An 11,351-nucleotide genomic window follows, 5' to 3' on the forward strand; every position below is an offset into this window, starting at 1 on the left:
ACTGTGGCAAGCCAAGGTTCGCACGGTGACAATGCGCGCAGTTGATGTCTAGGTAGCCTTTCGCTGCGATTGCGACATCTGCGTCGCTCATCGCAGACACGTCTGTCAGATCAGAAAACTCTGGCGCTTTCTCAATCGCATTAAAGTCCGCAGGCACACCAACAAGCTTACCGACATTCGACCAATGAGTGAGCTGGTTTTCGATCACATCGCCGTAATCATAGTCTTTGTTTAGATAACGCGCTTTTGGCCCAATTACTTTGGCGATAGGAGGCCGTTCTGGACCCGGATCGACAAGTGGCACGATATTATGACAGGCCGTACACTGCGTGACCGATGGAACTGCATATTCAATGTCCATCGCAGCACCTTCATGCGTCGTTGTTAGGTCAAGTTTGCCACCAGTAATCGCAAGACGGGCATCATTGGTTGGATTACCTTCGGTATCAAACCAGACATACGGACGGCCTACCCAGCCATCTGCACGATGAATCAAAAGACGCGTTTCGATAACACGCACCGCACCATCACGAAATGCGGTGTTCTCGGGCATTGCAAACGTTTTAACGATCACCGTACCCACAGGGAAATCCAAAGCTTCAGTTTGCGAATAGCTCGCCTGCTCGCCCTCAGGAATAAATACATAACGGTATTTACTCGAGTAATCGGTAAACAATGCCGTAGTCAAATCATAAGGCAATCCTCCAGAGTTAGGACCGCTTGTTGGATCTGTTGGATCGGCAAATAGATTGTAGTCCGAAAGGTTCGGACAATTCTCTGCAAGAAGTGCCTCCCACTTAACACCATCAGATGTGCCGGAGCATGAGGCTGTATCAGAACCGGTGTCGTCCTTCTTCACCGTATTCCCGTCGTCAATGACGATCTTACATGCCGTCGTAATGAAGGCGATCGCCAGAAACACCGGCAATCGGGTAACCATGCTGTTTAAAAATGCGTTTTTCATCAGTAACACCCCTTTAAGGTCTTATCAACGCGAACTTGTTTAGGAAAAAACAGGAGGCAGCTACGCTACCTCCTCGCACTGAAATGCCTTATAAAGAGCACGCGTACTCGTCGAGATCATCCGAGTTACAGCCAAACTCTTCGCCTCTGAAGACCACAGAAGAACCCGCTAGCCTAGGAAGAGAACAGTTCATATTTGCGTTTGCAGATAACAACTCTCGAGAAAGCGTTGCTTGTGGCCCAAGAATGTTGCTCGCGCCCGGCGTTCCATCCCAAACCCAGTTGTTTGGATCCATTGGATTCGTGCCATAAACCAGACCGACAGAAGCTTCATCAGCCGCACCTTGTTGCGCCTCAAAGTTATTTGTTTCACAGACATTGTCGGAGCCATCAGCTGCATAAGGTGCAATACCGAGTGGCGCTAGCTCACCCGCATTCGCAAGTAGCTCACCAATTCCGCCATAAAGGATGTCGGGGAAGCTCCCTGCTCCGTAGTAGGCTTCGTAACCCGCAATGACACCGGCTTCTTCAAGCAATTTGCCACCCGGATCAGTAGAGTTTTGTGAAAGGGAGTTATTGTGGATATTGATATTACGTGTGACGGGGCTCCATCCCGCGGTATTATCGTATACGTCGTTATTATAAACGTCAGCGTTCTCGGTATTTTCGATTTCAATACCTGCTACGTTGTACTCCACGAGGTTATTACGTACTACAACATCTTCAGACTGCCCTACATAAATACCTGCATCACGTGAGCCGCAAGAGAATGTATCTTCGATAACGATGTTTTTGGAGTTCACTGGGTATAGGCCATAAGCCCCAGGGCTGTCCGCTAGCAAACGCTTTGGCGTTTCGTCAGACAAACGACCTACCGTCCAAACTGCTGCGACATGAGAAAAATACACGCCATTTGAACCAACCGTTTTGATGCCGTTCTTATTCGTATCGTAAACGCCAAGATCCCGTACCATAAGATCCGAACCGCCTTCGAAACGGAAGCCGTCGTCGCCAGATGATCCATCAAAATCAAGCACGGTATCGTTGATACCGTAACCCATTAAAGTGATATCGTTTGCGTTATAAACGATGATGGAATTACTTACTTTAAACGTCCCTTTTGGCAAACCAATGGTGCTGCCTGCGGGCACTTCAAAAAGAGCAAGGTTGATCGCATCGGTGATGTCATCTCCGTCTCGCGCATCTGCTGCAACAAAGATTGCATCTTCCGGGATTTCGTAACCAGAGGCCGATAGCACTGTAGCGCTTCCGCCATCTGAGTTGCCACACTCAACTTTGTTGCCGTCGTCATCTCGACACACAGCGTTATCAGTAACAGAGTCGACAATATCAGAGACTTCACCCTCGTCGGCTTTTATCGTGACTTTACAGCCACCTAGTGAAAGTGCTCCAGCGACGGCAACCGCTAAACTCAGCTTTGACCACCCAGGTTGTGGTTTTAAGTACATGTCTTCTACCTCATTCTTTTTATGGGACGGTTAGCAAGACATTTGGGTAACTAGCCTTGCTTGAAGACACACTAAAAAAACTTTAAGAGTGCGAGACAACGAATATCGCTGTGCAATTTCTAAGGCTTTGTGCAAATGATAAAAATAGGCTGAGCAATTTATGAAGCAGGCTAATCAAAAACTGCAAGCTATTGATTTAATTGATGTATTTAGCATGATCAAAATTGCAAGAAGTGTGAAGCTGATCATCAAGATCAGCGCCTAGTTTTTTGAGTTATTGGCTCTAAACTCGGTGGGCGTGCAGCTTTGTATTTGCCTAAAAGCACGATTGAACGAACTCAACGAACGATAACCCACGTCCAAGGCAACATTTTGGATAGGCGTATCCTGCTCGCGAAGCAAACGTTCAGACGCCTCTTCAATCCGCAACTGGTTAATATAGTCACTAAAGTTTCGGTACCCGAAACGCTCGTTGATTAACTTTCTAAGCCGATGCTCCGGCACATCGAGTCTGGCGGCCAAGCGGCGAAAGGTAAGGTTTTCGTTACGATAAAATCCACTTTCCATTAAATAGCCAAGGGCCATCGCAAGCTTACTGTGCTCCTCCATCGCTGCGTTTTTCACGGCCTGATCCAAGGCAGATTTGTCTTCAGTCTCGTCTATTTTCATACCAGACTGCGGCACTCTATAGATCTTAAAAGAACCTGCACGCGGCACTAGCATGATATATCCGCATACTGCACAACAGAGCGCGACCGCGAAAAATGGAACGTCACGCCCCATACCGAAATTGAGATGAACAGTGACAACAAGAGCCGTAATACCAAGTACATAGAGAACAAGTGCTCGAAGCTTTCGGCGCTCCTCAACTAAGTCTCCACTCCAGCCGGAGATCACAGCGTACACCCCCCCGCAAATCACAACATATTCTCAATACTGAGGTAGGTCCCAAAACAGGTTGTGTGCCAAGCCCATAGATTCGCTACTAGCACCAAAGGGGCGCGCCAACGCGGGAACCACAAAGCTAAAAATGGCGACGGGAAGCAAAGCTTTATGCTCCTCAGGAGAAGCGGTGAAACCTAGTACGCAGATAGCCCAAAACAAGGCGGGTAACGCGGTCATTATATCCCCCGCTAACCAGCGCCAATCTTTCGGCACGTAGTCATGCACTACAAAGGCCGCTGCGGTTACTAAAAGCGCCATAAATAGCTTTCCAAGGGGCCTATGCCGAGAGTCCTTCCAAACGGATAAAAATATGATTGTTATACATCCAAGACAAAACCCGGCAAGAAGCATCTTAAACCACCATTAATACTGCGTTCTAAAAATTAACGAGCCAATATACCTGCAACGGAATATTATTACGTGATCAAACTCCCGAACTATTGGATCTGAAGCAATCTAGATATAAGATCGACACGTAAGATGAAACGCAAAGCCTAGACAACTATAAATAGAGGCATACAGTGAACGAGACTGAGAAAAGATTTTCGAGCTTTTCGGAGTTCTACCCCTACTACCTTTCTGAACACGCCAACCTCACGTGCAGACGCCTTCATTTTGTCGGTAGTACTTTGGTGCTGTTCGTCCTTGCTTATGCCTTCGCCACGCAGCAATGGGCTTGGCTTTGGCTGCTCCCGCTTATCGGTTATGGATTTGCGTGGGTTGGTCACTTCTTTTTTGAAAAGAACAAACCAGCAACATTCAAGTATCCAATCTATAGCCTGATGGGAGATTGGGTCATGTATAAAGACATCTTAACGCGAAGAATCCCGTGGTAAATAAAAACGAAATTCTCATACCCCCCGAACTCCAAAGTCCAAATATCGAATCGCTGGTTGCGCAGCACAAAACGTCTCCTGCGACGATTGAAGAGACCGTGGAAAGTGCCTATGCGCGCGTTGACCTGCTAAACCCACGGATCAACGCGATCGTTCAAGACTTTAGAGAGAGCGCCCGTGAGCGAGCACGTTATCTGTCTGCCAATGCAGAGAAGTACGCAGACTCAGCTCTCTATGGTGTTCCCGTGACGATCAAAGAGTCATTTACCTACAAAAGCACCCCAACGACGTTGAATTTCCCGCCACTCAAGAACTATCAACCAGAGCAAAGTTCAATACTTGCCCAAAGACTCGAAGATGCAGGCGCAATCATTATCGGAAAGACAAATATTCCGACAATGCTTTCTGATTGCCAAAGCTTTGGACCACTCTACCCAACCGCATGCAATCCTTACGACACTGATAGGACGCCCGGCGGAAGCACTGGGGGCGGCGCTGCGAGCCTTGCGGCCGAGTTCGCTTATGCCGAAATCGGAAGCGACATCGGTGGATCTATACGAAATCCGGCAAACTTTTGTGGCTTGTTCGGATTGAAGCCGTCTACCAATGGCCATGTGCACGATGGCCACATTCCACCAATGCCAAACAAAGGCAATGGTTTTACTGCATTAAACAGCACCGGCCCCCTTGCTCGCACAATGGGTGACTTAAAGGCGATCTATAGCGTTTGCTATCAACCGCTTGTGCAATATCAGCAGTATATGAAGGTGGAAACGAATACCGCACACCATAATGATCTCAGCGGGTACAAGATCGCTTACTTTGACTCAATCAAAGATATCCATTGCTCCAGAGCGACCCAAGAAGGGCTAAACAGGATCGTTAAAAAACTCGAGCAAGAAGGTGCAAGCGTTACCAAGATCAAGGTGGATGAACAATTAGTCGAGCGAAGCTTAGCTTGCTGGGTCAAAATATTTGGTTTTGTTTGCGGGCAGGATTTTCCTTGGGCAATCCGCAAAGTCATGCAGTTTAAGTTCGGGCAAGACCTCAAGCGATCTAGCATCAACGCGAAGAAAGAGCTTGCGGAAGGTTTGAGCTTAGATTTCGCCGAATATTCCAAAGCCTTACTGGAACAGAAAGAATGTATTGCAGAGTTTTATCAACTCTTTGACGACTATGATTTTATTCTATCTCCGACAAGCGTCGGACCGGCGTTTCAACATAACCATAAGCACAAGGATATAGAGCTTGAAGGTCAGCATTACAGCTATACCGACTACTGCTTCGCCTTCGTCATGCTCTATAACTTACTTGGTCTACCTGTGCTTTGCGTGCCATCAGGTCTAGATGAAAAACTGAACCTACCAGTAGGAATATCAGTGGCTGCGCCGCACCATAGCGAAGAGCAGCTACTGCATTTTGGAGAATTACTTGAGAATGCAGGGTTTGGTTTCGTCCCGCCACAGATTGATTAGGTCGCGGGACTAAGGCCTAAGGTTTCAACCTTGAGAATCGCTTATTAATAATCAAAGATGTTGTTAATAAGTCTTCCTGTAAACCAGAACTGGGCAGCGATACTAAACGTATCGACTTGGTCGTCGGCAAGCATATAACGGTTGGCATCGGCACGAATTTTCCAACGCTCGTTGACGGTGTATAGCAAGCCGGTACCAAAGTACTCGTCGATCCCTGAGATCGATTCAAATTTCTCGACGGGATTGCGCACAGGATCAACCATCGTCATTCTTGAATAACGTGAACCATCCCAACGCAATATGCCAAGCTTCAAATTCCACTCTAGGCGTTCGGTAATTCTTGGCGTGTACTGAAAGTGGAGAAACCAGCCCTCTGCTTTCACATCGGTCTTCATATCCAAAGTGGAAGAGCTTGAGTCCCCTTGGTAACGACCACTCGTTTTACCGAAATCGACGTAGCCCCACTCCCAATCCCAATCTGGCGCCGAACTAACGCCCATATATATACGCTTGCCTTTTCCAGCGTCATCAAAGGTCAAAAGGCGCTGATCTTCAAGCGTTCCTAATCCTTCTTGCTCTACAAAAAAAGCAGTCGTTTCAATTAGGTCTTTTTCTGAAACTAGCTCAGACTGGGTCGCGAATATCTCAATACCGCCGTAATAAGGCTGCCCCTCACCGGCACCATACACAGACGCTACTGGCATAAACGCCAAAGAAATTACAATTAACAGCAAGCGCTTCATGAAGCGAATAAACTCCCTTTGATTTGCGAAGCAGTATACTTAAGAGCTCAGGGCAAAAACGTGCTCAGGCGCATACATCCTCGTATTCATACCGATATTCATACACGCACTCATCCGACTTATTCTTTCGGATATCGTTTGCTTGCAGCATGATGATTTAGGTCACGTAATTGGTTGAGGCGCTCCTGGATTTTAATCTCAAGCCCCCTTTCAACCGGCTGATAAAACTCGGTTCCATCCAGTTCCTCCGGAAAATAGGACTCTCCCACCGCAAATGCACCCGGTTCATCATGAGCATATCGATATTCGAGCCCCATGCCCTGCTCTTTCATCAGCTTAGTGGGCGCATTACGCAAATGCATCGGCACATCTCTGTGTCGATCCGCATTAACAAAGGCCTTACTTTGCTTGTAAGCGGTATACACAGCATTGCTCTTAGGGGCGATTGCAAGATAAACGACCGCTTGCGCAAGACTCAACTCACCTTCAGCCTGTCCTAAGCGCTCCAAGGCATCCCAAGCGTTCATCGCGAGCGTGAGCGCCCGCGGATCTGCATTTCCAATGTCCTCGCTAGCCATACGCACTACTCGCCGCGCAATATAAAGCGGATCGCAGCCACCTTGAAGCATTCTCTGCATCCAATATAGAGACGCGTCCGGATCGGAGCCTCGCACGGCTTTATGCAGTGCCGAGATTTGCTCGTAAAACAAGTCGCCGCCTTTATCAAAGCGCTTCAGACTTGTTTGCATAATGGCGACTAAGGTGTCTTCTGTGATCACCTTCCGCTCACCAATCGGCTCAGCGAGATCAACAGCAAGCTCAAGAAAGTTCAACAAAGTCCGTGCGTCGCCATTCGATGATTGCACCAGCGCCTTTCTTAACGCATCTGGGAAATCTATATCGACACCCGCATAACCATCGGCCGAAGATAGGGCCTTGTCGATCAAGTGCGCGAGCGCGTCATCATCTAACTCATTCAAAACATAAACGCGCGCTCTCGAGAGCAATGCGTTATTCAATTCAAAAGACGGGTTTTCGGTTGTTGCGCCGACAAAAATAAAGGTGCCATCTTCGATATAAGGCAAAAAGGCATCTTGTTGCGCTTTGTTGAACCGATGTACCTCATCGACAAATAAGATCGTTGAGCGACCGGTTGCTGCCATCACGCCCTTTGCATTTTCTACAGCCGAGCGGATCTCCTTGACGCCTCCGAGAACAGCCGATATCGAAAGAAAATTAACATCAAAATGGCTTGCCAATAAACGTGCGAAGCTTGTTTTACCAACACCTGGGGGGCCCCAGAGAATCATAGAGTGGAGAATCTTTTGTTCGATCGCCTTGCGCAGAGGCCCTGAGTCGCCCAGTAAGTGCGACTGCCCTAGATAGTCATCGATATGCTTTGGCCGCATCCGCTCAGCAAGGGGGCGATAAGCATTTTGCGATGTGAAGAGATCGTCCATAATCAAGCCTGCCAAATGCTAGTCGGACTGACGGATAACATCGGTCCCCTCGGGTAAGACGGGTTGAAAGTCTGAAGGCTTTAAACCCGAATTAACATACGTTTGAATGAAGCTAATTGTGGTGTCTTGTCCAAGCGAGTCGCTAATTCTAAGATCGCTTAGCTCGCTGCCCTTGAATCGAACGCGGAGAACTTCAAATAAACTGCCATCTTCAATAGGAAAGAGTAGGAACTGCGCCTCCCCTTCTGAACCCGCTCTCTCTTCCACAATAAATTCCCGGGCGATACCTTGCGCATCCCCGTTAAACAAAAGCGCTGGAGTGGCCGAAAAGTCATCACCTAAAACCTGCACACTTGCTTGCTCGAGATCAGGATCATAGACCGTTATTTCACCGTCATAGACAAAAATCTGCTGCGCCAATGGCGCCTTGGTTTCCCAGTAAAAATAGTCAGGCTTCTTTGCTTTGAACGAGCCTTTTGTTTCCTGTACGCGCGTACCTTTTGAATCCACCATAAATTGCACGAAATCACCTTGAATGTCTCGAGATGAAGAGAGCAAGTCAACGAGCTTATCAAGGGCAAGTCGCTCGTCAGAAAAGACGTCTGTTGAGGACAATACCGAGATACAAACGGCAGAAAAAAGAAGTATCGTACGGAAAATTCTGGGCATAGAAAGCGCGCTCACTCTTAAGAGTTACAGTTAAGAGTGAGCAGCATATCATAGAGGAAAACAGAAAAAGTTTAAGGCTTGGTAAGCGAAGCGCTTAATCCTCGGGCGGCGGCGGAGCAAGTACTTCACGAGAACCGTTATGACCCGCTTCGCTAACAACCCCTGCCTGTTCCATGGCTTCAACCAGATTCGCTGAGCGGTTGTAACCAATTTTGAGTTTACGCTGAACAGATGAAATAGACACCCGTCGGGCTTTCGTTACAAAAGCGACAGCCTCGTCGAACAAAGGATCTTGCTCACTGTCTCCACCGCCATCGGCAAACGCTGCTGCAACAGGATCGTTAGATTCGCCTCCAGTGAGAACCTCTTCAAGGTAGTTCGGCTGGCCACGCTGCTTCCAATCGGCAACCACTTTATGCACTTCATGGTCATCAACGAAGGCTCCATGAACCCGAACCGGAACACTGGTTCCCGGAGGCATATAAAGCATGTCCCCATGACCCAGCAACTGCTCTGCACCGCCCTGATCCAAAACCGTTCGAGAATCAATTTTCGAAGAGACCTGGAAGGAAATTCGCGTTGGCACGTTGGCCTTGATCAAACCGGTAATCACATCAACGGATGGTCGCTGCGTTGCTAGAATAAGATGAATACCTGCAGCACGCGCTTTCTGCGCAATCCTTGCAATTAGCTCCTCAACTTTCTTACCGACAATCATCATCATGTCGGCAAACTCGTCAATGACGACGACAATAAATGGCAATGTTTCAAGCGCAGGTCGCTCCTGCTCTTCATTCAGCAGGTGCTCCTCAGGCTGCCACAAAGGATCAAGTAAAGGCTCTCCAGCTTCTTCAGCGGCTTTCACCTTACGGTTGTAGCCAGCGATATTTCGCACTCCTAAGGAGGCCATTAGCTTGTAACGTCGCTCCATCTCAGCCACGCACCAGCGCAAGGCGTTTGCCGCCTCTTTCATGTCAGTCACAACGGGCGTCAACAAATGCGGAATGCCATCATAGATGGAGAGCTCGAGCATCTTCGGATCGACCATGATAAAACGCACTTCGTCCGGGGTAGACTTGAATAGCATGCTCAAAATCATACTATTTACCCCAACAGACTTACCCGATCCTGTAGTACCCGCTACTAACAGGTGTGGCATTTTCGCCAGATCGGCAACGACCGGATCACCGGCAATATCATTACCCAGCCCAAGAGACAGAGGAGACGGCGCGTCATCATAATCTTTTGACGTCAGCACCTCGCTAAAGCGCACTATTTCGCGATGTTCATTCGGTATCTCAATACCAATGACGGATTTACCTGGAATTACCTCAACAACCCGAACACTCATTACTGCAAGCGAGCGCGCCAAATCTTTGGCGAGATTACTAATTTTACTGACTTTAACGCCTGCGGCAGGTTGCACCTCAAAACGCGTAATTACAGGCCCAGGATTGACCTCGACTACCTCTGCACTCACGCCAAAGTCGGCCAGCTTCACCTCTAGCAAACGAGACATATTCTCGAGATCTTCAGGAGAGTAGCCATCCTTTTTGTTCGTCTCTGCGGGATCGAGCAAGGTGAGCGATGGCAACGTCGACTCTTGACCAATAAATAAACTGCCCTGCTGCTCCTCTTCCAGGCGCTTACCCTGCTTGCTCTTCTTAACAAACGGAGAAATTTTGATGCCAGGCTTAGCACTCTCATCCTTTGAAGCCGATGGCTGGGCAGGCTTCGCTGCTTGTTTAATCACTACCTTCGATGCACCCTCAAGCTGCGGCTCTTTTCTTCCGTCTAATACAAGCTCCTCACTATTGTCTTCTCGCTTAAGAGGTTGGGTGACCGCTGACAATGCTTTTTTAAGCTTGCTTGACCCTTCAGCGTATTCGCTTTTGCTTTTCTCCGTCGTCGATGCATTCTTCGACAAAGGCATCTCATGCTGTTTTAACTTATCTTGCTCAGCCTTTCGCTCAGCGCGAAGGTCTCGCCGAACTTCAATGTGGTGAAGAAGAAATGAGTAACTTCGCTGAGATGCTTTGGCAACAATACGTGCAATCGAAATGGTCAACGCGCCTGTACGATCCATCAAGCCAAGCCAAGATATGCCGGTAAAGACGGTTAGACCAAAAAGCAACATCGAGACTAGCAGCAACGTACTGCCTAGGGTATTAAACGTGTTCAGCATCAAAGTGGAAAATTCACGCCCCAAGATACCGCCTGCGTGCTCTTCCAAGCCATGAATTTGATACATAGCGAGCAATCCAGTTGCTCCCATCATAGTAACAATAAAGCCGATCACACGAATGCTAACCAAAGGCCAGTAGACCTCTCGCACTTCTTTTCGATACTTGAAAATCAAACAGGCACGAAAGCCGATTAAAACAGGAAATAAGTAAGCAACATTACCGAAGAAATAGAGAAGAATATCTGAGAGCCATGCTCCGGCTTTTCCACCGTAATTGAGTGGCGTGGCGTTAGTACCCGTACTCGTCCAGCTTGGATCGCTACTATTATGAGAAATGAGCGCCATCAACAAAAAAGCACACAGAGCAACTGTTAGAATTAACGCGCCCTCGCGTATACCTTGCGATATGTAGGCATGAAACTTTTGGTCAGATGGTGTCGCAGTCGTGCTTTGGCTCAATGCTTTTTTCTGACTCAAAGTTGTTTTCTGGCCCAAGATTGTATTTGCATTCAAAACGCTCACCTTTCATATACTGAAGCATGCTCGAAACCACTCAAAACGGGCGCATTTCGGGCGAGACTAACCAATAGTATAGAAAAGGATTTA

At 48.0% G+C, this 11,351-nt stretch carries 10 protein-coding genes; 2 read left to right on the forward strand and 8 right to left on the reverse strand.

Annotated elements, in window-relative coordinates; all coding sequences use genetic code 11:
• The 4 genes from A3751_RS07430 to A3751_RS21765 form a co-directional block, all read right to left on the reverse strand.
• A partial coding sequence (locus A3751_RS07430; RefSeq protein WP_156492311.1) for a hypothetical protein occupies nucleotides 1-964 on the reverse strand: 964 nt, incomplete at its 3' end.
• 88 nt (nucleotides 965-1,052) lie between these two features.
• The gene (locus A3751_RS07435) at nucleotides 1,053-2,432 is read right to left on the reverse strand and encodes a parallel beta-helix domain-containing protein (RefSeq protein WP_068453896.1); all 1,380 of its coding nucleotides are present in this window, start codon (nucleotides 2,430-2,432) and stop codon (nucleotides 1,053-1,055) included.
• A 261-nt stretch (nucleotides 2,433-2,693) separates the two neighbouring features.
• Nucleotides 2,694-3,329 carry an AraC family transcriptional regulator gene (locus tag A3751_RS21760; protein WP_156492312.1) on the reverse strand — a complete coding sequence of 212 codons (636 nt, stop codon included), beginning with the start codon at nucleotides 3,327-3,329 and terminating at the stop codon, nucleotides 2,694-2,696.
• 33 nt (nucleotides 3,330-3,362) lie between these two features.
• Nucleotides 3,363-3,635 carry a hypothetical protein gene (locus tag A3751_RS21765; protein ID WP_068464889.1) on the reverse strand — a complete coding sequence of 91 codons (273 nt, stop codon included), beginning with the start codon at nucleotides 3,633-3,635 and terminating at the stop codon, nucleotides 3,363-3,365.
• Between the two features lie 263 nt (nucleotides 3,636-3,898).
• On the opposite strand from A3751_RS21765, the gene A3751_RS07445 reads away from it, so the two are divergent.
• Both A3751_RS07445 and A3751_RS07450 read left to right on the forward strand, forming a co-directional pair.
• On the forward strand, nucleotides 3,899-4,213 hold the full coding sequence (locus tag A3751_RS07445) for a DUF962 domain-containing protein (RefSeq protein ID WP_068453897.1): 315 nt from the start codon (nucleotides 3,899-3,901) through the stop codon (nucleotides 4,211-4,213).
• Nucleotides 4,207-5,688 (forward strand): amidase, encoded by a 1,482-nt coding sequence (locus A3751_RS07450; protein ID WP_068453898.1) that lies wholly within the window; start codon nucleotides 4,207-4,209, stop codon nucleotides 5,686-5,688. Before A3751_RS07445 ends, A3751_RS07450 begins: the two co-directional genes overlap by 7 nt.
• A gap of 44 nt (nucleotides 5,689-5,732) precedes the next feature.
• Here A3751_RS07450 and A3751_RS07455 read toward each other — a convergent pair whose 3' ends face one another.
• From A3751_RS07455 to A3751_RS23855, 4 genes are all read right to left on the reverse strand, one after another.
• The gene (locus A3751_RS07455) at nucleotides 5,733-6,392 is read right to left on the reverse strand and encodes a hypothetical protein (RefSeq protein ID WP_156492313.1); all 660 of its coding nucleotides are present in this window, start codon (nucleotides 6,390-6,392) and stop codon (nucleotides 5,733-5,735) included.
• 158 nt (nucleotides 6,393-6,550) lie between these two features.
• Nucleotides 6,551-7,891 carry a replication-associated recombination protein A gene (locus A3751_RS07460; RefSeq protein WP_156492314.1) on the reverse strand — a complete coding sequence of 447 codons (1,341 nt, stop codon included), beginning with the start codon at nucleotides 7,889-7,891 and terminating at the stop codon, nucleotides 6,551-6,553.
• Nucleotides 7,892-7,909: 18 nt separating this feature from the next.
• Nucleotides 7,910-8,560: an outer membrane lipoprotein carrier protein LolA gene (locus A3751_RS07465; RefSeq protein WP_068453906.1), complete on the reverse strand. Its 651-nt coding sequence runs from the start codon at nucleotides 8,558-8,560 to the stop codon at nucleotides 7,910-7,912.
• Between the two features lie 94 nt (nucleotides 8,561-8,654).
• Nucleotides 8,655-11,222 carry a DNA translocase FtsK gene (locus A3751_RS23855; RefSeq protein ID WP_068453908.1) on the reverse strand — a complete coding sequence of 856 codons (2,568 nt, stop codon included), beginning with the start codon at nucleotides 11,220-11,222 and terminating at the stop codon, nucleotides 8,655-8,657.
• Between the last annotated feature and the right edge of the window lie 129 nt (nucleotides 11,223-11,351).

It is taken from the genome of Oleiphilus sp. HI0080 (genome assembly GCF_001635135.1).

What these genes read in the sequence shown, in the direction of transcription:
- A3751_RS07460 (WP_156492314.1), bottom strand. Translation starts at nt 7,891, where the DNA reads ATGGACGATCTCTTCACATCGCAAAATGCTTATCGCCCCCTTGCTGAG.
- A3751_RS07455 (WP_156492313.1), bottom strand. Translation starts at nt 6,392, where the DNA reads ATGCCAGTAGCGTCTGTGTATGGTGCCGGTGAGGGGCAGCCTTATTAC.
- A3751_RS07435 (WP_068453896.1), bottom strand. Translation starts at nt 2,432, where the DNA reads ATGTACTTAAAACCACAACCTGGGTGGTCAAAGCTGAGTTTAGCGGTT.
- A3751_RS21765 (WP_068464889.1), bottom strand. Translation starts at nt 3,635, where the DNA reads ATGGCGCTTTTAGTAACCGCAGCGGCCTTTGTAGTGCATGACTACGTG.
- A3751_RS07465 (WP_068453906.1), bottom strand. Translation starts at nt 8,560, where the DNA reads ATGCCCAGAATTTTCCGTACGATACTTCTTTTTTCTGCCGTTTGTATC.